Source organism: Metabacillus idriensis, from assembly GCF_009674765.1.
GTDB classification, from domain to species: domain Bacteria; phylum Bacillota; class Bacilli; order Bacillales; family Bacillaceae; genus Bacillus_P; species Bacillus_P idriensis.
In genome coordinates, this window is record NZ_WKKF01000001.1 from 80,188 (window position 1) to 103,707 (window position 23,520).

The 23,520-nt window shown below is 42.4% G+C and carries 20 protein-coding genes; 19 read left to right on the forward strand and 1 reads right to left on the reverse strand.

The features are described 5' to 3' along the window. Nucleotides 1-74 precede the first annotated feature (74 nt). The 9 genes from GJU41_RS00490 (at nucleotide 75) to GJU41_RS00530 (ending at nucleotide 11,454) form a co-directional block, all read left to right on the forward strand. Nucleotides 75-1,580 (forward strand): GNAT family N-acetyltransferase, encoded by a 1,506-nt coding sequence (locus GJU41_RS00490; protein WP_396653195.1) that lies wholly within the window; start codon nucleotides 75-77, stop codon nucleotides 1,578-1,580. A 380-nt stretch (nucleotides 1,581-1,960) separates the two neighbouring features. Next, entirely contained in the window at nucleotides 1,961-2,521 is a 561-nt protein-coding gene (locus GJU41_RS00495; RefSeq protein WP_154317818.1) for a glycerol-3-phosphate responsive antiterminator, read from the forward strand. A 171-nt stretch (nucleotides 2,522-2,692) separates the two neighbouring features. After that, on the forward strand, nucleotides 2,693-3,508 hold the full coding sequence (locus GJU41_RS00500) for an MIP/aquaporin family protein (RefSeq protein WP_070877171.1): 816 nt from the start codon (nucleotides 2,693-2,695) through the stop codon (nucleotides 3,506-3,508). A gap of 34 nt (nucleotides 3,509-3,542) precedes the next feature. Continuing rightward, the gene (gene glpK / locus GJU41_RS00505; protein WP_070877170.1) at nucleotides 3,543-5,033 is read left to right on the forward strand and encodes a glycerol kinase GlpK; all 1,491 of its coding nucleotides are present in this window, start codon (nucleotides 3,543-3,545) and stop codon (nucleotides 5,031-5,033) included. Between the two features lie 147 nt (nucleotides 5,034-5,180). Continuing rightward, nucleotides 5,181-6,851 (forward strand): glycerol-3-phosphate dehydrogenase/oxidase, encoded by a 1,671-nt coding sequence (locus GJU41_RS00510; RefSeq protein ID WP_154317819.1) that lies wholly within the window; start codon nucleotides 5,181-5,183, stop codon nucleotides 6,849-6,851. 245 nt (nucleotides 6,852-7,096) lie between these two features. Then, nucleotides 7,097-8,827 carry a phospho-sugar mutase gene (locus GJU41_RS00515; protein ID WP_154317820.1) on the forward strand — a complete coding sequence of 577 codons (1,731 nt, stop codon included), beginning with the start codon at nucleotides 7,097-7,099 and terminating at the stop codon, nucleotides 8,825-8,827. Nucleotides 8,828-9,131: 304 nt separating this feature from the next. Further along, nucleotides 9,132-10,253 carry a GAF domain-containing sensor histidine kinase gene (locus tag GJU41_RS00520; protein ID WP_154317821.1) on the forward strand — a complete coding sequence of 374 codons (1,122 nt, stop codon included), beginning with the start codon at nucleotides 9,132-9,134 and terminating at the stop codon, nucleotides 10,251-10,253. Nucleotides 10,254-10,268: 15 nt separating this feature from the next. Then, complete coding sequence (locus tag GJU41_RS00525; protein ID WP_070877166.1) at nucleotides 10,269-10,910, forward strand: response regulator; 642 nt, start codon at nucleotides 10,269-10,271, stop codon at nucleotides 10,908-10,910. 16 nt (nucleotides 10,911-10,926) lie between these two features. After that, nucleotides 10,927-11,454 (forward strand): NADPH-dependent FMN reductase, encoded by a 528-nt coding sequence (locus tag GJU41_RS00530; protein ID WP_070877165.1) that lies wholly within the window; start codon nucleotides 10,927-10,929, stop codon nucleotides 11,452-11,454. Nucleotides 11,455-11,506: 52 nt separating this feature from the next. Here the strand turns inward: GJU41_RS00530 and GJU41_RS00535 are convergent, their stop codons facing one another. Next, a complete protein-coding gene (locus tag GJU41_RS00535) occupies nucleotides 11,507-11,758 on the reverse strand; it encodes a YhdB family protein (RefSeq protein WP_070877164.1) in 252 nt (83 codons plus the stop codon). A 192-nt stretch (nucleotides 11,759-11,950) separates the two neighbouring features. Between GJU41_RS00535 and GJU41_RS00540 the strand changes: the two genes are divergently transcribed. The 10 genes from GJU41_RS00540 (at nucleotide 11,951) to GJU41_RS00585 (ending at nucleotide 23,431) form a co-directional block, all read left to right on the forward strand. Beyond that, nucleotides 11,951-12,655, forward strand: coding sequence for a DUF421 domain-containing protein (locus GJU41_RS00540; RefSeq protein ID WP_070877163.1), 705 nt, complete (start codon nucleotides 11,951-11,953; stop codon nucleotides 12,653-12,655). Nucleotides 12,656-13,003: 348 nt separating this feature from the next. Next, nucleotides 13,004-14,359, forward strand: coding sequence for an acyclic terpene utilization AtuA family protein (locus GJU41_RS00545; RefSeq protein ID WP_070877162.1), 1,356 nt, complete (start codon nucleotides 13,004-13,006; stop codon nucleotides 14,357-14,359). Beyond that, nucleotides 14,356-14,667, forward strand: a complete 312-nt coding sequence (locus GJU41_RS00550; protein ID WP_070877161.1) for a DUF4387 domain-containing protein — start codon at nucleotides 14,356-14,358, stop codon at nucleotides 14,665-14,667. The genes GJU41_RS00545 and GJU41_RS00550 overlap by 4 nt, the downstream gene beginning before the upstream one ends. A gap of 11 nt (nucleotides 14,668-14,678) precedes the next feature. After that, the gene (rbsK, locus tag GJU41_RS00555) at nucleotides 14,679-15,581 is read left to right on the forward strand and encodes a ribokinase (protein WP_070877160.1); all 903 of its coding nucleotides are present in this window, start codon (nucleotides 14,679-14,681) and stop codon (nucleotides 15,579-15,581) included. Then, complete coding sequence (locus tag GJU41_RS00560; protein ID WP_070877159.1) at nucleotides 15,574-16,473, forward strand: ABC transporter permease; 900 nt, start codon at nucleotides 15,574-15,576, stop codon at nucleotides 16,471-16,473. The genes rbsK and GJU41_RS00560 overlap by 8 nt, the downstream gene beginning before the upstream one ends. Nucleotides 16,474-16,481: 8 nt before the next feature. Beyond that, nucleotides 16,482-17,360, forward strand: a complete 879-nt coding sequence (locus tag GJU41_RS00565; protein ID WP_070877158.1) for a carbohydrate ABC transporter permease — start codon at nucleotides 16,482-16,484, stop codon at nucleotides 17,358-17,360. 30 nt (nucleotides 17,361-17,390) lie between these two features. Continuing rightward, nucleotides 17,391-18,848, forward strand: a complete 1,458-nt coding sequence (locus tag GJU41_RS00570) for an extracellular solute-binding protein (RefSeq protein ID WP_070877157.1) — start codon at nucleotides 17,391-17,393, stop codon at nucleotides 18,846-18,848. Nucleotides 18,849-19,132: 284 nt separating this feature from the next. Then, the gene (locus tag GJU41_RS00575; protein WP_083328247.1) at nucleotides 19,133-21,235 is read left to right on the forward strand and encodes an ADP-ribosylglycohydrolase family protein; all 2,103 of its coding nucleotides are present in this window, start codon (nucleotides 19,133-19,135) and stop codon (nucleotides 21,233-21,235) included. Nucleotides 21,236-21,255: 20 nt separating this feature from the next. Then, on the forward strand, nucleotides 21,256-22,314 hold the full coding sequence (locus tag GJU41_RS00580; protein ID WP_154317823.1) for a LacI family DNA-binding transcriptional regulator: 1,059 nt from the start codon (nucleotides 21,256-21,258) through the stop codon (nucleotides 22,312-22,314). Further along, nucleotides 22,295-23,431, forward strand: coding sequence for an ADP-ribosylglycohydrolase family protein (locus tag GJU41_RS00585; protein WP_083328245.1), 1,137 nt, complete (start codon nucleotides 22,295-22,297; stop codon nucleotides 23,429-23,431). Before GJU41_RS00580 ends, GJU41_RS00585 begins: the two co-directional genes overlap by 20 nt. Nucleotides 23,432-23,520 lie beyond the last annotated feature (89 nt).

A 23,520-nucleotide genomic window follows, 5' to 3' on the forward strand; every position in this document is an offset into this window, starting at 1 on the left:
ATAAATTGCTGTTACTACATAAAGGAGCGATTCTTTTGACTGATACAATTGATTTATCCAAATTCGAGAAAAAAATGATTATCAGAAATATTGAAGAGAAAGACATAGATGAAATACTGGCGATGCAGGCTTTATGCTTCCCTGGCATGGCTCCATGGGAAAGAGAGCATCTTGAAAGTCATTTGGAGCATTTTCAGGAAGGCCAGTTCTGTGCTGAATTCGAAGGAAAGATTATTGGTTCATGTTCAAGTCTGATCATAAACTTTGATGAATATGATGACCGTCACACTTGGGATGATATTACGGATAATGGCTATATATCAAACCATAATCCTGACGGCTACAATATGTACGGAATTGAAGTGATGGTCCATCCTGAATACCGCCGGATGAAAATCGGCCACAGGCTTTATGAAGCAAGAAAGGATCTTGCGAGACGCCTAAATCTTAAAAGCATCATTATCGGGGGGAGAATCCCTAATTATCATAAGTTCGAAAATGAAATGTCTCCGCGACAGTATGTGCAGGAGGTCATCCATCACAAAATTTACGATCCCGTTCTTTCGTTTCAGCTGCTGAACGGATTTACGCTTATGAGGATCAATCCAAACTATTTACCCGATGACCGTGCTTCAGGCAAATATGCCACGCTGATGGAATGGAACAATGTCGACTATCTGCCAAATACGAAACGCTACTACAAGACGGCTTTACCGGTGCGGATATGTGTTGTTCAATATCAAATGAAGCAAATTAATTCGTTTGAAGAGTTTGCGAATCAGGTGGAATATTATACAGACGTTGCATCAGATGCATCTGCTGATTTTGCTGTATTCCCGGAATTGCTCACAACTCAGTTAATGTCCTTTTTGGATGAGAAATCACCAAGCAGAGCGATCCGCAGGCTGACTGAGTATACAGAAGAGTACATTAGTCTTTTTACAGAGCTTGCAGTGAAATACAATGTCAATATCGTTGGCGGATCTCACTTTGTAGAGGAAGATAACGGAAAAATCTTTAACGTTGCTTATCTTTTCCGCAGAGACGGCACAATTGAAAAGCAATATAAAATTCATATCACGCCAAATGAACGCAAATGGTGGGGAATCAGCAGAGGGGATGATGTTAAAGTCTTTGATACAGACTGCGGCAAGGTTGCGATTCAAATCTGCTATGACATTGAATTCCCCGAGCTTGCACGCATTGCTACTGAGAAAGGCGCTAAAATTATTTTTACGCCATTTTGTACAGAAGATCGCCAGGGCTATCTGCGTGTCCGCTATTGCTCACAGGCGCGTGCGGTGGAGAATCAGATTTATACGGTCATTTCAGGCACAGTCGGGAATCTCCCTCAAACAGAAAATATGGATATTCAGTACGCGCAATCTGCTATCTTTGCACCGTCGGATTTTGAATTTGCAAGAGACGGCATCGTCGGCGAGTGCAATCCCAACATCGAAATGGTTGTAATCGGAGATGTGGACCTTGAAATTCTCCGCAGGCAGCGCCAGTCCGGAACGGTCAGACAGCTGAAAGACCGCAGACATGACGTGTATGGAATTCGATATAGAAAGCATTAAGGTTCTTATCGAAAATAAGAGATTTTTTGTCGGTTTTTGGGTATTTTATATCGAAAAAGCAGAACTACTTATCGTAAATTCAGATTTTAAGACTAATCGATCCGCATACGGAGACAAAGACTGTTCTTTGTCTCTTTTTTTTGATTAATATAAAAAGCAATGTAATTAACTGGAGATAGCAACGCGAAAGTGTCCCCCCTCTATCTAAAGGTCCCGCACCCAAACGGATTATCCGGCTCAAAATAGACTTTTCCATCGGAAATTCGAGCCCCAACATCCATTAACTATAGAATTCTTCTTGAGTTGTCATCCTGTATATAGTACATTCCTTGTATGCATTTATCTATAAAATTAACTAATAAATGGAAGGAGGATTATTTATGAGTTTTGAAGGCCAGCAGATACTTCCTGCAATCCGCAATATGAAGCAGTTTGAACGTTTTCTCGAAAGTCCTTATACATACGGCGTGCTTCTTGATACGCACCTCGGCCAGGTGCGGAATATTGTCCGGCTTGCTAATTCTTCAAACAAGAAAATGCTGATCCACGTCGATCTGATTCAGGGACTGAAGCACGATGAATATGCAGCCGAGTTTATTTGCCAGGAGGTAAAGCCTGCAGGATTAATTTCGACACGGTCCAATGTGATCGCAAAAGCAAAGCAGCGCGGAATCTATGCGATTCAGAGGCTGTTTCTGCTTGATTCGAGTGCACTGGAAAAAAGCCTTGATTTGATTAAAAGGACACAGCCTGACTATATTGAGGTTCTTCCGGGACTTGTCCCAAGTTTAATCGAAGAGATAAAAAAGAAAACAGGTATTCCAATCTTTGCCGGCGGGTTTGTGAAAACATCAGAAGAGGTGCATAAAGCCATTCAGGCAGGAGCTACAGCCGTTACATCATCAGAAATGGATTTATGGAAAAATTATCAAAAAATATAATATTTTTCTGTTGACACCGCTTTCATTAGCATGTACCATAAAGGCAAGTTAATAAATGTGATGGAGAAACGGAGATCCACAGCAGTTCTTTACTTTTGTGTAAAGTCATTTGCTGTGGATTTTTTTATTCTTAAAACCTATCTCACATTTATAAGAATGGAGGAAATAAACATGACGGCTTTTTGGGGAGAAGTAATAGGTACAATGATATTGATTGTTTTTGGAGGAGGCGTCTGTGCCGGCGTCAGCTTGAAAAAGTCATTTGCTCATCAGTCAGGCTGGATTGTTATCACGATGGGATGGGGATTCGGCGTTGCAATGGCTGTTTATGCAGTCGGCGGAATAAGCGGTGCGCATTTGAATCCTGCAGTAACCTTTGCGCTTGCCTTTTCAGGATCTTTTGAATGGAGCCTAGTGCCAGGATACATTGTTGCCCAGATGCTTGGAGCATTCCTTGGAGCAGTACTGGTATACTTGCAGTACTTGCCGCACTGGAAAGAAACAGAAGATCAAGGGGCAAAGCTCAGTGTTTTTTCAACAAGCCCTGCCATTCCAAATTACTTTGCCAACTTTATCAGTGAAGCATTAGGAACATTTATTTTTGTGCTCACATTGCTTGCAATCGGAGCGAACACATTTACAGAAGGCTTAAATCCGCTTATCGTAGGTTTCCTTGTTGTTGCAATCGGTTTATCGCTTGGAGGTACAACTGGATATGCCATTAACCCGGCTCGTGACCTTGGACCGAGACTTGCACATTTTGTGCTTCCGATAGCAGGAAAAGGGAGTTCGAACTGGAAATATGCATGGATACCAGTTGTTGCGCCGTTAGCGGGAGGCTCGTTTGCCGCAGTCTTTTACAATTACGTGTTTAAAGGTACTATGAATAATTCCTTTTGGTATGTAGCAGCAGCATTAGTCTTCATGCTTTCACTTGTCTTTGCAATGACTAAAAAACAATCAACACAAAGATCAGCAGCCTATTAAATCAGCAGTCTATTAATTCTTAGGGGGACTTATCATGGAAAAGTACATTTTATCGTTAGATCAAGGAACGACTAGTTCAAGAGCCATTTTATTTAACAAACAAGGTGAAATTGTTCACATTGCTCAAAAAGAATTTAAACAGTATTTCCCTAAGCCAGGCTGGGTAGAGCATAATGCAAATGAAATCTGGGGATCTATTTTAGCTGTAATCGCTACTTGTTTATCAGAAACGAATGTAAAACCAGAGCAAATCGCCGGCATCGGAATCACGAATCAGCGTGAGACAGCCGTTGTCTGGGATAAGAACACATCACAGCCTGTATACAATGCAATTGTATGGCAATCAAGACAAACGGCCGGCATTTGCGAAGAATTGAAAGAAAAAGGCTACAACGATACGTTCAGAGAAAAGACAGGCTTATTAATTGATGCTTATTTCTCCGGCACAAAAGTGAAATGGATTTTAGATAATGTCGACGGGGCAAGAGAAAAAGCTGAAAAAGGCGATCTTTTATTTGGAACGATTGATACGTGGCTGATCTGGAAGCTTTCAGGCGGAAAAGCGCATGTAACCGATTATTCAAATGCTTCCCGCACATTAATGTATAACATTCATGAATTAAAGTGGGACGAGGAGCTATTAGACTATTTAACCGTTCCAAAATCAATGCTTCCAGAAGTTAAGCCTTCATCAGAAGTGTATGCAAATACAATTGAGTATCACTTCTTCGGTCATTCTGTGCCTATTGCAGGGGCTGCAGGAGATCAGCAGTCAGCATTATTTGGACAAGCATGCTTTGAAGAAGGAATGGCTAAAAATACGTATGGCACAGGCTGCTTCATGCTGATGAATACAGGCGAAAAGGCAATCCATTCTGAAAATGGCCTGTTAACGACAATTGCGTGGGGTGTTGACGGCAAAGTCGAGTATGCGCTTGAAGGAAGTATTTTCGTAGCGGGTTCAGCGATTCAGTGGCTGCGTGACGGACTCCGCATGTTTAAAGATGCGAAGGACAGCGAGCGATATGCTGATCGTGTTGAGTCAACGGACGGCGTCTATGTTGTACCTGCATTTGTAGGGCTCGGTACACCTTACTGGGACAGTGACGTGAGGGGAGCTGTTTTCGGTTTAACACGCGGCACGTCAAAAGAGCACTTTGTCCGTGCTACACTTGAATCACTTGCTTATCAAACGAAGGATGTTCTGACAGCTATGGAAGCTGATTCAGGCATTTCGTTAAAAACTCTTCGCGTTGACGGCGGAGCTGTTAAAAATAATTTCCTCATGGATTTCCAGAGCAACATGCTGGGAGTGCCGGTTGAGCGTCCTGAAGTAAATGAAACAACTGCCCTTGGTGCAGCCTATCTTGCAGGTCTTGCTGTAGGCTTCTGGGAAGATAAATCGAATATTACAAAGCAATGGAAATTAGACAAGCAGTTTGAACCAGAAATGGAAGATGCAGTCCGCGATGAATTATACGGCGGATGGAAAAAAGCGGTAAAAGCAGCTCAGGCTTTTAAATAAACACTACTTGTGATATACTAACATCAAGTTAATAGAACGGTTGGAGATTGGGAGAGGCCACAACACTAGGGCAGGCATTTATTGCTGCACTAGCTTGTTGTGGTCTCTTTTTTAATCCCTTCTGGAAAATATTAGGAGGAATATCTAATGACTTTTTCTAGCGATAAAAGACACGATATCTTAAATAAAATGACCCGTGAAACGTACGATGTATTTGTTATTGGCGGAGGAATTACAGGATCTGGCATCGCGCTTGATGCTGCTTCTAGAGGAATGAAAATCGGTCTTGTTGAAATGCAGGACTTTGCAGCGGGAACTTCAAGCAGATCGACTAAGCTTGTGCACGGCGGACTGCGCTACCTCAAGCAATTTGAAGTTAAAATGGTGGCAGAGGTCGGAAAAGAAAGAGCCATTGTATATGAAAACGGACCCCATGTAACAACTCCAGAGTGGATGCTGCTCCCAATGCATAAAGGTGGCACATTCGGACCATTTTCAACATCCATCGGCCTTCGTGTCTATGATTTTCTTGCAGCTGTTAAACGCGGTGAAAGAAGAAAGATGCTAAGCGCCAAAGAAACACTTGCGAAAGAGCCGCTAGTGAAAAAACAGGGACTTAAAGGCGGCGGGTATTATGTGGAATACAGAACTGATGATGCAAGACTGACAATCGAAGTCATGAAAGAAGCTGTACGCTTCGGTGCTGACGCAGTCAACTACGCAAAAGCGGACGGGTTTATTTACGAAAAAGGCAAAGTCATCGGTGTTCATATCGTAGATACGATTTCCGGAAAAAAATATGATGTGTATGCTAAGAAAATCATCAATGCAGCAGGTCCTTGGGTCGATCAGCTTAGAGAAATGGATAAGTCCAAAAATGGAAAATCCCTGCAGATGACAAAAGGAATTCATTTAGTCTTTGATCAAAGCAAGTTCCCGTTAAAACAAGCCATATATTTTGATACGCCTGATAAACGGATGGTATTTGCTATACCTCGCGACGGCAAAACCTATGTTGGCACTACAGATACAGTCTATAAGGAAGATCCGAAAAATCCGCGAATGACTGTAAAAGACAGAGACTATGTGATCGAATCCATCAACTATATGTTCCCGGATCTCTCTATCCGTGCAGAGGATGCTGAATCAAGCTGGGCCGGTATTCGTCCGCTTATTCATGAAGACGGCAAAGATCCTTCTGAAATCTCAAGGAAAGATGAGATCTGGACATCAGAAACCGGGCTCATCACGATTGCAGGCGGAAAACTGACAGGCTACAGAAAAATGGCCGAGCACATTATTGATTTCATTGTAAAAGATTTCAAAGAAGCCGGACTAAAGGATTTTGGTGCATGCAAAACAAGAAACATGCCAATTTCAGGCGGTCATGTAGGCGGTTCAGCAAGTCTTAAAACGTTTGTCAAAACAAAAACAGAACAAGGCATGTCTCTTGGACTGACTGAAATGCAGGCGAAACATTTATCAAGACGATACGGATCAAATGCAGATGCGCTGTTTGAGAGAGTGGAGATGTTAAAACCGCTTGCACAAAGATATGGATTGCCCGTTTACATCCTTGCTGAGATTGACTATGCAATGACAGAGGAAATGACAGCTGCTCCTTCAGACTTCTTTGTCAGAAGAACGGGTGCAGTGTACTTTGATATTAACTGGGCAAGAACGTACCAGGAAGGAGTCACAAATTATATGGCTGAAAAATTTAAATGGACTCCTGAACAAAAGCAGCAGCACGTTGATAAGCTTCAAACGCATCTGCATGACGCAGTTGTGCCTGATGAGGTAAGAAAAGCAAACTGATAAAAGAATCGAGTACGGCAGCCGATTTGAAAGCAAAATTGGCTGCCGTTTTTCTTTGGATTTTATTATTTTGAAATTGATTTTTTTTAACAAAATTAAAATATCAGCAAGTCCCAATATGTGTTAAAATAAGCCATGGAATCGACTGATTTCTATTATTTACATACGAATTTAGGCAGGAATTGTCTAAAAAATGAAGAAATGAATAAGTAACACTTATAATCTAAAATTATTGGAGGTACGTTATGAGTTTTGAAAAAAGCTATCAGCGCTGGACCAGCAAAACAGATTTAGATTCAGAATTAAGACTTCTTTTATCAGATTTAGAAGATAATGATAAAGCGCGCGAGGATTGCGTTTACAAAAACTTAGAATTTGGAACAGGCGGCATGCGCGGCGAAATTGGACCTGGAATTAACCGCATGAACTTGTATACTGTCCGAAAAGCATCTGAAGGCCTGGCGCTTTATATTGATTCCTTCGGTGAAGATGCGAAAAAACGCGGAGTGGCGATTGCGTATGATTCCCGCCACAAATCACCCGAATTTGCAATGGAAGCGGCAAAAACCCTTGCAAGCCATGGCATTCAAACATATGTCTTTGAAGAATTGCGCCCGACACCAGAACTGTCGTTTGCAGTACGGTATTTAAATGCTTTCTCTGGCATTGTCGTCACAGCAAGCCACAATCCTCCTGAATATAACGGCTATAAAGTATACGGCGAAGACGGCGGTCAATTGCCTCCTGCAGCAGCAGATGAAGTCATCGCCAAAGTAAACGCAATTGAGGATGAACTAAGTATCCAGGTAAAGGATGAAGCAGAATTAAAAGCTGCAGGTCTTATTAAAATGATCGGGGAAGAAATCGACACTGCTTATACAGACAAGCTTGTCACGATCTCTGTGAATCCGGAACTATCTAAAGAAGTTGATTTGAATATAGTCTTTACTCCTCTTCACGGTACAGCAAATAAACCTGTTCGCCGCGGATTTGAAGCACTTGGCTATAAAAATGTAACCGTTGTATCAGAGCAGGAGCTGCCTGATCCAAACTTCAGCACAGTCAAGTCTCCTAACCCTGAGGAGCATGCTGCATTTGAATACGCGATCCGTGACGGAAAGAAAACCAATGCGGACTTATTGATTGCAACAGATCCTGATGCAGACCGTCTTGGAATCGCCGTGAAGAATTTAGAAGGGGAATATGTCGTTTTAACGGGCAACCAAACAGGTGCCATTCTTCTTCACTATTTACTTTCGCAGAAAAAAGATAAGGGCATTCTGCCTGATAATGGTGTGGTCCTGAAAACAATTGTAACGTCAGAAATCGGAAGAGATGTAGCAGCTTCTTTCGGTTTAGATACAATCGATACACTGACAGGTTTTAAGTTCATCGGGGAAAAAATCAATGAATATGAGCGCACTGGCCAGTATACCTTCCAATTTGGCTATGAAGAGAGCTACGGCTATCTGATTGGAGACTTCGCCCGTGATAAAGATGCTGTACAAGCAGCAATTTTAGCTGTTGAAGTAGCAGCTTATTATAAAAAACAAGGCAAAACGCTTTATGAAGGATTACTCGAAATTTTTGAACAATATGGCTATTACCGTGAAGGTCTTGAATCATTGACCCTTAAAGGGAAAGACGGTGCAGAACAGATTCAAAGCATTTTAGCTTCATTCCGCAGCAATCCTCCTGAGATGATGGGAGATAAAAAAGTTGTTACGATTGAGGACTACAAAGCAGGAACCCGCTTCGACGCAGAAGCTAAAACGACAGAAGAAATCACGCTGCCGCCATCCAACGTTCTGAAGTACTATTTAGAAGATGGATCTTGGTTCTGCCTGCGTCCATCCGGAACAGAGCCGAAAGCGAAATTCTACTTTGGGGTAAAAGGCGAAACACTTGCGGACAGCGAACAAAAGCTTGAAGCTCTTACTTCTGCTCTTATGAAAAAAGTAAACGAATTAATCTAATAGATAAAATGCAGCTGAAAAAGGCGAACCTTTTTCAGCTTTTTTAATGCATCAAGAGGCATCGTAAAGGGAATCAGCAATATCCGATTATATAAAAGCCGCTTATTCAGCGGTTTTTTTTCGGTGTGGAAATGTGGAGCACGCGCATTCAAGATATTCAGGCATTTTATCGGTTTTATTGCTTAAAATGCGATTTGAAAAAAATCTCCATCTAAAGTATGAGAAAAAATCAGTCACATTGAGAAGGCAGCAAAAGGAGAAACGCTGATATACTATCAATATAAACATGGTGAGGGAGAAAAATATGGCTAATGATGAAAAGCGCATTTTGGAACTGCAGACACTGAAGACGATCGCAGAAACGCTGAATCAGTCTAATGATCTGGATCAAATGCTTGATGACGTTTTGAAGAAGCTTCTTCACGTAACTGGACTGGAAACAGGATGGATTTTTCTCATTGATGCAGATAAGGAGTATCGACTGGCTGCAGACCACAAGCTTCCGCCTGCCCTGGAAAGAGATTGTAAAAAAGCAATGTGCAGAGGAGATTGCTGGTGCATCGATAAATTTGCAGACGGCCGTTTAAACAAGGCGGCGAATATTATCAACTGCAAACGATTAGAAGACGCGGAGCAATTTGATTGGGGTGAAACAAATGAGATTACCCATCATGCTACTGTTCCGCTCCGAACAGGGAACGAAAAGATCGGCTTACTAAATGTAGCTTCTCCAAATAAAACTCATTTCACAACAGAAGAGCTTGCCCTGCTTGAGGCTGTTGCCTTTCAAATAGGTACTGCTATGAAACGCATGAAACTTGTCGAAAACGAACAGCATCTGGCTCTCATTGCAGAGCGTAACCGGCTGGCGCAGGATCTGCATGATTCCGTCAATCAGCTCCTCTTTTCCATTATGCTGACGGCAAGAGGGTCAAAGGAAATGACAGAAGATCAAAAGATGAAAGAAATGCTGACGTATGTTCAAGATCTTTCACAGGAGGCTCTTGCCGAAATGAGGGCTTTAATCTGGCAGCTAAGGCCGCAGGGACTGGAAAATGGGATTGCATCAGCACTGCTGAATTACGCAAAAATACTGGGCCTTGAGCTTGAGACGGATATTCAGGGCGTTCAAACGCTGCCGTGTGACACAGAGGAAGCGCTGTGGAGAATCGGTCAGGAAGCGTTAAACAATTGCAAAAAGCATGCACAAACCAAATCTGCAGCCATCCGTATACACAGATCGAAAAATGAGGTAACCATGTCGATTAGAGATCAGGGAGCAGGGTTTTCCTACAATGAAAAAGTTCCTCTGCCTTCTTTAGGGCTTCAGGGAATGAAAAATCGGGCGAAAAAATTAAATGGTACATTCCAGATAACTGCCGGATTAAATAAAGGCACCGAAATCGAAGTGAAAATACCAATTTAAAAGGGGGACAAGAACATGGGGATCCGCCTGTTAATTGCCGACGATCATAAAGTGGTCCGAAGAGGCCTTCATTTTTTCCTTTCTACCCAAAAAGATATTGAGATTGTCGGAGAAGCAGAAAATGGCGAAGAGGCTGTGAAGATGGTCCGCACGCTGATGCCGGACGTGATATTAATGGACCTCTCTATGCCAATCATGAACGGAGTAGATGCAACGAAGGAAATCCGGACATTCAACGAACAGATAAAAATTATTATTTTAACGAGCTACGCCGATCAGGACCATGTGATTCCGGCTATTCAGGCTGGAGCATCAGGCTATCAGCTCAAGGATGTCGAACCTGATGAACTAGTTCATATGGTCAGGGAGGTTCTGAAAGGAGAAAGCAAGCTTCATCCTAAAGTCACATCTCACGTCATGTCCCATTTGATGCAAAGGAATCAAAAAGATGAAAAGCTGTTGACACCGCTTACGAATCGGGAAAATGATGTATTGAAGGAGATTGCAAAAGGCAAAAGCAATAAGGAAATTGCCGCTTCACTATATATCACAGAAAAGACCGTCAAAACACATGTGTCAAATATTCTATCCAAGCTGTCCCTTGCTGACCGGACACAAGCTGCCCTGTATGCAGTGAAGAATGGCTTGGACAAATAAGAGAGGAAGAATGAAAATGAACTTGCTTGTTATTAACGGAAGCCCGAGGAAAAAAGGCAGAACCCGGCTCGCCTCAGCATTTATTGCTGAAAAATACGGAGCAGAGTATATCGATATAAGTGTACTGAATCTCCCTATATTTGATGGAGAGGAAGAACAGGAAAAGATTGAAGCTGTTCAGGAATTGAAAAACAAGGTAAAAGCAGCTGACGGCATCATTTTATTATCACCTGAATATCACAGCGGCATGAGCGGTGCATTAAAAAATGCCCTGGATTATTTAGGAAGTTCCCATTTTGCACATAAACCGGTTGGCTTGATTGCTGTTGCCGGCGGCGGAAAAGGCGGAATCAATGCTCTGAACAATATGAGGACTGTGATGAGAGGCGTATATGCTAATGCCATTCCAAAACAGCTTGCCCTTGATCCAATCTGCTTTGATTATGAAAACAAAAAACTGCTTGAAGACTCAGCAGTGCTTGTTGGCCAGCTGGTCGAGGAACTTAAAATGTATGTAGAATTTTATATGCAAAAGCAAAAGTAAAATGGAGGGGATGAGATCCCGCTCCATTTTCTTGCTTTTGAAAACGGCACTTCTAAGTCAGATACGCATACTCTGCATCTTCCAGCTCATGGCCTGTTTCTACTGCGTGATCGATATATCGAAGGAGTGAGTATAATTTCTTTTCGACTTCTCCGTAGTTATTTTCAAAATTATAAGCGTGCAGGAACTGCTCAATTCGTTTTGAGAGCAGATCATCTTTTGTGCGCACCATCAGAATCAGCAGGTTATCCCACTGTGATCGGTGTGTATAATACAATGCTTTGTCGTAATCGACTGTCTCCACAAACATTCCTCCCTTGAAGGAGATACGTTTATTTTGTGTGAAATGAGCGATGATTTTCTGTGTAAAAGTTGGAGGGCCTTTATTTATCGGCTTGGAAGTGTTTCCCCGGGATAATTGTTCTCTGATCGGCTCATAAACATCCTTGATAAGGAGAAGAATAATGATTAATCACCTTATTGGGAAGTGGAAAGAATGGATTTTTTTCACGGTCAGGAAACGCTTACATCCATCCAATGGATTCTGAGAGCTGTGATTGCTTTTTTCTTTTTAGCTTTGTCTGCTAAAGTCATGGGTCAGAGATCGATTGCCCAGCTTAGGCTGCTTGATTTCGTGATTGCCCTTATCATTGGCAATATCATGGCACATCCGCTTTCTGACGAAGGACTTGGTTTAAAAGGTTCAATGATCACGATGGCCGTTTTAATTAGTTTGTATTCAGCGGGCGTTTTAATCAGCCTGAAGTGGCATGCGTTTCGCATCTTTCTTGATCCGCCTGCTTTTCCTTTAATCACAAATGGCAAGATCTCTTACAGAGGCTTAAAAAAAGCAAGATTAACCATTGAAGATTTGCTTTCTGAGCTTAGAAAGCAGCAAATTGAAGATCCTGAAAAGGTTGCAAAAGCCCTTTTCGAATCAGACGGCAGGATTTCCTGTTTTTTAAAAGCGGATCATCAAACGGTTACGAATCTTGATTTAAATTTAACTCCATCACCCTTTGATCTTCCTGCCACCATTATCAGAGAAGGCAGCATAAATAAAAATGAACTTCTTCGTTTGGGAAAAAATGAAGAATGGCTGGTTTCTGAACTGAAAATTGTTCATCAGAAAAAAGTGAATGAAATTCTGCTCGGTACACTTGATCAGCAAGGCAGCCTGAGGGTGTTTCTTTATTCATAAGATCTCCTTAAAAATAGGTTTAATAAAGGCTGTTGCGCATAAATTATTTCCAATTATAAATGTTGTCCGTTCCTTTCCGCGGTCCGGCTGGGAGCCTCCTCGGCATGCCTGCGGTGTCTCCCATTTCCCTCTATTTTCCCGCAGGAGTCAAGTTTATCCGCCACAATCCACTTATTGTTTTAACATTTAGTCGAAAGCAACAATCATTACGAAATGAGCCTAAATAATAGACAAAATTTAGAAAAAACATTGACATACCCATAAAAATCCATTAGGTTTTACTAATAATATGTAACCGGTTACATATATTTGGTAGTGCATGAAAAAATTGATTTTAAGGGGGATGGCATGAGCAAAGAAATCCGGATTTTGTCGCCATGCGGCATGCTTGGATACGGCTTTCCGATTGAGAGCTTCAAGAATGGCATGAAAAAGAAGCCTCATGCGATTGTTGTGGATGCCGGTTCAACAGATGCAGGTCCTCATAAATTAGGGGCAGGTGTCGGCATCGTTTCGAAGAGGGCTGCCAAAAAAGATTTGGAGATCCTCATTTCCGCCGCTTTGGAGACTCACATTCCGCTTATCATCGGTTCGGCGGGAGGAGCAGGTGCAAAGCCTCATGTTGAATGGACGTTGGATATAATCGATGAAATCCTGTCGAATAGGAAAGCGAAGCCTAAAGTTGGGGTCATTTGGGCAGATTTTGATAACGCGTACATCAGTCAGGCTTTAAATGAGGGAAGAATCGGGAAAATGAGTCCGAATGTTCCGGATTTAACACCTCATTCTTTAGCTGAAACTCATTCAATTGTCGCCCAGATGGGACATGAACCGATTTTAGAAGCTCTTCATCAGAAGTGTGATCTTGTCGTCTGCGGAAGAGCGTTTGATCCATCTCCTTTTGCTGCTGTTGGTATTTTTAACGGTATGGATGCTGGTCTTTCCTATCATTTAGGAAAAATATTGGAGTGCGGCGCTTTATGCGCAGAGCCTGGAACGACGAAGGATTGTATTCTCGGTACGATTAAAGAGAGCTCATTTACTGTTCAGGCTTTAAATCCAATCCGAAAATGCAGTACAACAAGCGTGGCAGCTCATACCTTTTATGAAAAAGATCACCCCTATATACTCCATGGACCTGGATTTTTACTGGACTTATCTCAGTGTAAATTTAAAGACGCAGGAGAGGGCTCAGTTGAAGTATCAGGCAGCAAATATGTTCTTACAAAAGATTATCATGTGAAGCTTGAAGGTGCGAGAGTGAAAGCATACAGAACATTTGTCCTTGCAGGTATTCGCGATCCGATTTTGATTAAAAATATCGAAAAAATTGAAGCTGCTGTAAAAGAAGAAGTAACCGGTCATTACAAAGATATCCCTGAACATTCTTATCAAATCAACTTCTACCATTATGGCAAAAATGCCGTTTTGGGAGAGAATGAGAGTGAACCCTTTTCAGGCCACGAAATAGGTCTTGTATTTGAGGTTGTCGCAGACACGCAAGAAGCTGCAAGCAGCATTTGTGCAACGCTGCGCTCCACATTTTTGCATTACGGCTATGAGGGAAGAAAGTCCACAGCTGGAAATCTGGCCTTTCCTTTTGCTCCGAGCGATATTGAGTTTGGTCCTGTTTATGAATTTTCAATCTATCATCTTATGAAACTGAAAAAAAGCGAGATGCCGTTTCAGCTGGAGGTTCTATGACAACATTAGGAGAATACTCAAAGGTGCTCAGAAGCAAAAACTCCGGACCATTTGAAATTACCCTGGATGTTTTATTCAGCAAAAGTGAAGATTATTTTCATGTAAAGCATTCAAACAAAATCACGGAGGCCGCTATTTGCATGCTCTATCGTCTCAAAGAAGAGCAGCTGAAGCATATCGTATTTTTTGATCAGGCGCTGGGATTTAAAATTACCTTTTATAGAAGCCATTCGTCTGGATCTGTATTCGACCGGGATGTGTATGGCGCGCAGCAGCATGCCCCTTTAATGAACCTTGAAATAGATTAGGAGATTTGTTTATGAATAAAATAGCGGTCATTGGCAGTTTAAATATCGACCTGGTCGCCGTAACAGATATCTCTCCAAAAATGGGAGAAACCGTTATGGGCAAGGAGTTTAACATTTTCCCCGGCGGAAAAGGCTCAAATCAGGCAACTGCAGCTGCAAGGTTAGGCGGCTCAGTCAACCTGTTTGGAACAGTGGGAGACGATCAGCACGGAAATTTTCTTCTGGATCGATTATCAATTAATGATGTAGGTATTTCAAACATTCAGAAGCAATCCGAAGCGTCAACAGGCTGTGCAATGATTGAAATCTGCGATGCACAAAACAGAATTATCGTTGTTCCAGGTGCAAATTCAAAAACGGATGAAGGTTATTTGCAGGGAAAGATAAATAATCTCTTAGAAGCAGAAGTTATCTTAATTTCAATGGAGATTCCGATGGACGCAATTGAATACATCGTTAAAGAGCTTGCCAAGTACGGAAAAAAGATCATTCTCAATCCTGCCCCGGCAGTGCCTTTATCTGAAGAGGTAATCACCCATTGCACCTACTTACTGCCAAATGAACATGAAGCAGAAATTATTTTTAACGGCAAGTATGAAGAAGCAGAGGCTTTAAAAAAGCACGCTAATAAACTCCTGATAACAAAAGGAGAACAAGGCATCACCTACTTTACCGGTCAGGAAATAGAAACCGTTCCGGCCATCAAAGTCAATCCAGTTGACTCAACAGGTGCAGGAGATACGTTTGCAGGCGCATTTTCTTTCGCCATTTCACAAAGAAAGCCGCTTAAAGAATGCATTCAATTTGCAGCAATTGCTGCAGGCTTGAGCGTTGAAAAGAGAGGGGCTCAGAGCGGGATGCCGACTGCAGCAGAGGTGCAGGAATATTGCAGCAGGGTTTCTAGTGATGATTAAGCAAAAATTAGGGCTCATGCGCAAAGACTGGGTTCTATACATCATGATTTTCCCTGCTCTCCTGTACTTTGCCGTTTTCCATATTGTGCCCTTGATCGGCATGAAGCTTGCCTTTCAGGACTACAGGATTATTGGAGACAATGTGTGGGTCGGCATGAAGCATTTTCATGTCCTGTTTGATTCACCGGCGTTTTTTTCTGTTCTGAAAAATACAATCATCATCAGCACGATGAAAATCATTTTTGTTTTTCCGATTCCGATTATTCTATCTCTTCTCATCAATGAAGTCAGAAATATGCCTTACAGGAAATATGTTCAGTCGATCGTTTATTTGCCCCATTTTCTGTCATGGGTCGTTATTGCCGGTGTCTGGATCAGTCTGCTGAGTCCTGTAGACGGCGGAGTGAACGTGATCCGGAATTTCTTTCAGATGCCGTCGCTTGACTACATGACAAGTAAGGATCAAATCCGCTGGGTGCTTGTTTTTTCTGAAATGTGGAGAAGCGCAGGCTGGGATTCGATTATCTATTTAGCGGCAATTATGAAAATCAGTCCTTCTCTTTATGAAGCAGCAAGGATGGACGGAGCATCAAGTCTTCAGCAAATGAGGTATATTACCCTGCCTGAAATGAGCAATACGATTATAACGGTATTTATTCTGAATTTAGGCTTCTTTATGAATGCAGGCTTTGATCAGGTGATTAACTTTATGAATGATTCCGTCATCAGCGTTGTTGATATTCTGGATACATATGTATACAGAATTGGAATTCTGAACGGTCAGTATGCCTACGCTACAGCTGCGAGTCTATTTAAAGGAGCGATCGGGGTCGTTCTTATATTCGGCACTCATTTCCTTGCGAAACGGCTGACCGGGAAAGGGGTCTGGTGAGGGATTCTATGAAAAAATTTAAACTGTCCAAAATCCTGCTTTACTCAAGTCTATTTTTAATCACCCTTACAATGATTATTCCGATTGTGAATCTGCTTGCCTTGTCCCTCACAGCGCCAGAAAATGCTCATAAAATGACGGGGCTGTCGCTGATTCCGAAAGGGTTTTCGCTGATCAATTATCAAATTCTGCTTTCAAATCCGCTTATTGTAAAAAGTTTGTTCAATTCTATTTTTATCACCGTGGCGGGAACTTTGCTGAATCTGCTTCTTACTGCACTCGCCGCCTATGTTTTAACAAGAAAAAGACTTGTCGGCAGAAAGTTTTTTATGGTAATCCTGATTTTGATCATGGTGTTTGAGCCTGGACTGATACCTGAATATTTAGTGGTAAAGGATCTTGGTCTGCTTGATTCCTATTTATCTCTTATTCTCTATAAAGCCATCAATGTCTATTACTTGTTTATTATGATGCGATTTTTTGAAGATGTACCTGAAAGTATTCTTGAAGCAGCAAGAATCGACGGTGCAGGTCACTTGAATATTTTTTTCAGAATTATGCTGCCGCTGTCAAAGCCTGCACTTGCAACACTTGGTTTATTTTACGCCGTCTTTCATTGGAACGAATTTTTCCGGGCGTCCATTTATTTGACAGACCCGGGAAAATGGCCTCTGCAGCTCGTGCTCAGACAATTCGTAGTTGAACGGGATAATGCCTCACTGGTCGGAGTACAAACACTTTTAGAGTACAAAAGTGTGGCCAATCTTGATTTTGGATCTCTTCAGGCAGGCACGATTATGCTTGCCATCGTTCCCCTTTTAATTATGTATCCCTTCATTCTGAAGTTTTATGCAAAGGGTGCATTAGAGGGCGGAGTAAAGGATTAAGGCAAATTCATTATAAAAAGGAGAATGGCAATGAAGAAACTTATGCTGATTATGCTTGCAAGTCTATTTGCATTTGCTGCAGGCTGCTCGGAAAAAACGGAAACGTCAGAGAAAAATGAGGATGGCTCTACAACGATCCGCATTGTGATGAAGGATGAAAACCCATCGAATCCTGCTTCAGTTGCTTATTTTGAAGCGCTTGAAAAGGGGCTGAAGAATGATGAGAAGCTGAATGTGAAATTTGAGCTTGTTGAAATGCCTCAGGGAAATTATGCTGAAAAATTGAATTTGCTGCTTCTGAGCGGCGATATTCCCGACATGATTTATTTTCAGGGAGGAGACCAGCAAATTGCAGATCAGGATTTGCTTGAAGATTTAACGCCTCATCTTGAAAAATCGAAGTATTTAAAGGACAGTCTTGAACCGTGGAACAAAAAGAGGCTTGAAAATTATCCGTACTTATTGTGGGTGAAGCCTCTTTCTCAGAAAACACCAGTAATCAGAGGCGACTGGTTTGAAAAAATGGAAACATCAAAAGCACTGGTTGCTGATCCGACAATTGATAATTACTACAATTTCTTTAAAGAATTAAAAACGAATCCTCCGGGCGGAGAGGGAAAACCTGCTTATGCTTTTACGGCAGCAGGAGATCTTGAAGAGCTGAATGCTATTTTCAATATGTCGTTTGGCATTACTTCATCATGGTTAAACAGCGGCGGCAAATATGAGTACTATAAAATATCGAATCAGGAAAAAGAGAAGCTTGCATTCTATCAAAAATTATACAAAGAAGGTCTTCTTGACCCAGGCTATATCACGAAAGAATGGGATACAAAGGAAAAAGCTTTTTATGACGGAGAAGCAGGCGTGATTGTCGGTACAGCCGGCAAAGTCATTGATATTTACAATGGGAAAATGATGCAGACAAATGGTGAAAACACAGGAGTCAAGGTCCTGCCGCCTGCTAAAGGAGAAGGACAGGGATTTGGCGCAACAGATGTTACAAAAGAAGCAAGAGGGGTAGCCATTTCCTCGCAATCAGATAAAAAGAAGCTCGCTTTTAAAATCCTTGATTACCTGGCAAGCCCAAAAGGACAGATGATTGACCGCCTTGGTTTTGAAGGGGAGCACTATAAAGTAGAAGACGGAAAGATCGATCTTACAAACACGTACTATGAGCAATGGTTTGCGAGATTCTGGGAGCCATCTGAGTTTAAACCTGAAATGCCCCTTGAAAAGCCGCTTCTCGGAGGAGCTGCAGAAGAATCTTTGAAAATGGTCAATGAATTCTACCAGGAAGATAACCTCTTTATTTTGCCTGAAGAGTATATTGCCAATTGGGATGCAATGGAGAACCTGTATAAAGAATATGCAACAGATATCATTACAGGAAAGCGCCCGCTTGAGGATTTTGATGCATTCGTGAAAGAATGGAATGCTGCAGGCGGAAAAGAGATTACAGAATACGCAAACAAGCAATTGAAATAGATAAAAGAGAGAGATTCTGAATTCGGGATCTCTCTTTGTTTAAACAGAGAAGGATATCGTTTCCGCATTAATGTCCAGCTCCATCGCCCAACTCCTCGGCCAGAACGTCTCAGCCAGCAAAGGCAAAAAGCGCCTTCACTGTCTGAGACTTATCTGTCTGTCGGAGCTAAACGGCCGATTCCGCTTTTCTAATAAAAAGATAGAATGATAGCCTGTCCCCCCACGTAAGTTAGAAAGAACAGCAGGAATTGCAGCGAAACTGAAATGGGAGAGGGGAATGGCGGTTGATTCCTGAAGATTATCTTGAGCGTGTGTATGCAGGGTTTCTTGGAATGAATATTGGAATAAGGCTTGGAGCGCCTGTTGAGCCTCTTGAATGGACTTTTGAGAGAATTCAAGATGTGTTTGGAGATATAAAGGGATATCTTAAAGACTATAAAGTCTTCTCAGCTGATGATGATGCGAACGGACCCGCATTTTTTATCAGGGCTCTTTATGATGATGCTGCTGACCGTGAGCTTAGGGCCGAAGATGTCGGACGCGCATGGCTGAACTACACCCGCGAAGGAATCGGCATGTTCTGGTGGGGCGGAGAAGGCATCAGCACAGAGCATACAGCCTATCTGAATTTGAAAAAAGGAATTATGCCGCCGCGTTCTGGATCTGCTGGTCAAAATGGCTTAACGCTTGCGGAACAGATTGGCGGACAGATCTTTGTCGATACATGGGGGCTTCTTTTTCCGGGAAACCCAGCGAAGGCGGCTGATTATGCAGCAAAGGCCGCGAGTGTTTCGCATGACAAAAATGGGATTTACGGAGCCAGATTCATTGCTGCATGCATTGCGGAAGCCTTTCATGCAGAGAGCATCCCGGCAATAATAGCAAATGCGCTAAAAACAATTCCTGATGACAGCACCTACGCCAAAGTCGTAAACGAGGTGATGGATTTTCATTGGGAGCATCCTGAAGATTTCAGAGCCTGCAGAACATTTTTAGAGGAAAATTGGGGGTACGATAAATATCCAGGGGTCTGTCATATCATCCCTAACGCAGGTGTTTGCATTCTTGCGCTTTTATATGGAAATGGAAGTTTTGATAGAACGATTGAAATTGCCGCCATGTGCGGCTGGGATACAGATTGCAATGCAGGCAAGATCGGGACGATTGCGGGAGTATGGAATGGAATCTGGAAAATACCGCAGCATTACAGGAAGCCGATCAATGACTTTATTGTGCTGTCAAGTGTCTCAGGCTATTTGAACATCATGGATATTCCTACATTTGCAAAAGAACTTGCTCTGCTCGGCTATAGGGTTTCAAAGCAGACGGCTCCAAGCCGATTGCTGAAAAGCTTCAAAGAAGGTCAAATCTATTTCGACTTTACCCTTCCAGGATCTACGCACGGATTTCAAACGAATTTTCCTTTCAAGACATTTATAAAACATAGCAGTCAAACCGGTTATGAAACCAAGGGTTCATTGGAGATATTCATTGACCGGATGATAGAAGGCGATGCAAGCAAGGTATTCTATAAACCTTTTCACAGGAGAAAAGACTTTCATGATGAGAAATACAAACCGACTTTTGCCCCTAAAGCCTGCAGCGGCCAGCAGGTCAGCATGCAGATTTATTGTGACAAGTGGCAGGGTGAGGATTTCTTTGTCACTCCGTATGTCAGAAACACGTTTAACGATGAAGACATTAAGCTTGAACCACTCCGGCTGATCAATCAAGAGTGGAACGAAATAGAGTTTATTCTTCCTGACACAGATGGAGCGATCATCGATGAGGTCGGTGTCATTATTGAAAGTCCATCTCACTTGCTGAACCGGGCATTTGGAAAGCTGTTCATTGATGAGTTTCACATATCAGGGAAGGCAAATTATAAAATTGATTTCAGCAAACAGGCATTCGAGTTTCAATCTGTGACACCATTTGCCCATCACAGAGGTGAAGCAAGCCTGGAACAAGGGAAAATGCGTTGCAGGTCTGAGGATGAGTGCTCTTCTTTTACAGGAAATTATTATTCCGAAGACTACAAGGTTGCAGCAACTGTACAGCCGATGAGCGGTGATCAGCACATGATGATTTTCAGAGCGGAAGGAATCTGCCGTCATTACAAAGCTGGATTTGATGGGGAAAATAAGGTTTCATTGGTTTTAACTGATTTTGGAATAAAAAGATTGATCGAAGTGCCATATAAGTGGACCTCGGGCGTGGAGTACCGGTTTGAGATGTGCTGCAAAGGAATTGTCATTACGTTTTTTATTAACGGCATACGGATTTTTCAGGCGGAAGATGATCGCTTTAAGCGGGGAATGTTTGGATTTTCCGTCCTCGGAAAAGGCGAAGCGCTTCTGTCAGATATTGAAGTGAAGGAACTATAGGATATTCAGGGGGAAATCACTTGAGGGAGAAGAAAGCAACTATTCGGGATGTGGCAAGGGAAGCGGATGTTTCTGTTGCCACCATTTCCAGATATCTGAATAAAAAAGGATACGTCAGTCACGTAACAGAAAAAAGAATTCAGTCTGTCATGGAAGAGCTGGACTATAAACCAAATGAAATCGCACGGGGTCTTGCGAGACAAAAAACAAATACAATTGCTTTATTCATTCCAGATATCAGCAACCCTTTCTTTCCCCAGTTAGTTCAAGCCATTGAAAAAGAAGCAGGGCGCAAAGGCTACAAAATGATTCTGGTGCCTGCCAGTTCTAATGAAATGACGGGTGTTTCCATGTGGGAAAGCTTTGAAAATATGTACATTGACGGGTTTATTTTCGCTCCCTATCAGCTCAAGGGGAAATCAATAAAGCTTCTGAAAGAAAAGAAGATTCCGTTTGTGATTGTAGACCGTGCCGCCGATGTGACATCCACAAATTCAGTGGCAGTTGATCATTATAAAGGTGCAAAGCTTGCAGTCTGCCACCTGTTTGAGGTCGGATGCAGAAAGATTATCCACATAGGAGGCCCGAAACAGCTGATTCCATCTAAAGAAAGGCTGAGAGGCTACACAGACAGTTTAAAACAGTTTTCCCCAGAGCATCCTGTGATTCATTATGAAGGTGATTTCAGTCTTGAAAGCGGGAAGAAGCTGACTGGGGAAGCGATAACAGAGCACCCTGATGCAGATGGTTTTTTTCTCGGAAATGATTTAATGGCGATCGGCTGTTTAAAAATACTGAAGTCGCTTCGGAAAAAAATTCCTGATGAGATTGCGATTGCAGGGTTTGACGGTATTGATCTCACGAAGCTTGTTGAGCCTGAGATCACAACGATTGAGCAGCCTGTTTATGAAATAGGGGTAGCTGCTGCAGACAAGCTTATTCAATTGATTGAAGGAAAAGCAGAAGAGAATGATTTTTTAATGAAGCTTGAATTAAAACTGCAGGCAAGAGCTTCTACGCTTGGCTTTAAGGGGAAAACAAGAGGGAAGGAGAGGGACAATGACGAAGCGGATGCTTGAGAAAATAGAAGGTGTTCTATATGGAGGCGCTATTGGGGATGCGATGGGTTCTCCGACGGAGGGGCTGCTTCCTGAAGTGATCAGGAAAAAATTCGGGGTTGTCACAGCATTTCGTGAACCGGCAAGTGATGCATGGAAGGAACCAGGCAACATGAGGCCGCTTGAAAAGGGCAACGGGCACATAACGGATGATACTTTAATGGTAGAAGCCCTGCTGAAGATATATGAAAGAAAGCAAAGACATTTAACTGCTTATGATATTGCGGAAGAATTAGTGGAGGAAATAGCTGAGAAGACGGTCTACATTCCTGAGCTGAGAAAGGAAGCTCCTGTTATCACAAGACTTTATTATCCAGAACAATATCTTTTTCTCAGGCACAGGCTTGCCAATGTAGATCCGCGTGAAGCGGGCATCGGAAATATGGTGAACTGCGGGGCAGCCATGTATATGAGTCCGGTCGGAATGATGAACGCAGGAGATCCTGAACGTGCCTATCAAGAAGCGATTGATCTTGCCGGCGCCCATCAAACAAGCTATGGCAGAGAAGCTGCGGGTGTAATGGCAGCAGCTGTCGCTGAAGCCATGAGCGAAAATGCGTCAGTGCAAAGTATCCTGAATGTCTCCCGGACCCTGGCTAAAGATGGTACAAAGCTTGCCATTGAATCGGTGCTGGATGCTGCAGCTGTCCATTTAGATGTTCTCGAAGCAAGAGAGGATTTAAGACGTGCGATTGAGCCTTTCGATACAGTGAAAACCTTTTCTGACCGCAAAAAACAGGGCAAAGGAAATGCAAACACCCCTAGCAGAATTCATTCTATTGAAGAATTGCCGATTGCTCTTGCTTTATTTTTGGTAGCGGGTGGAAATACGATGAAGACGATCATCGGAGGTGTGAATTATGGGCATGATTCAGATTCGATTGCAAGCATGGGCGGAGCGATCGCAGGAGCATTGAATGGTAAATCCTCATTGCCTGAAGATCTTATGGAGGAACTTGATGCTGTTAATAAACGATCGTTCCAGGATTTATCAAAAACAGTTTATGAAACGGTCATGACAATCATTAAACATGACAAAGCTTATTTTGAAAAGAGGATAAAAAGAATGGGTTTGTAATAAAATTGCCGCAGCCGGAAAGCTTGCTGCGGCTGAATATTCTTAGGCAGTTCCAATTTTATGGGGGTTATCCACTAAATGGATGTAAA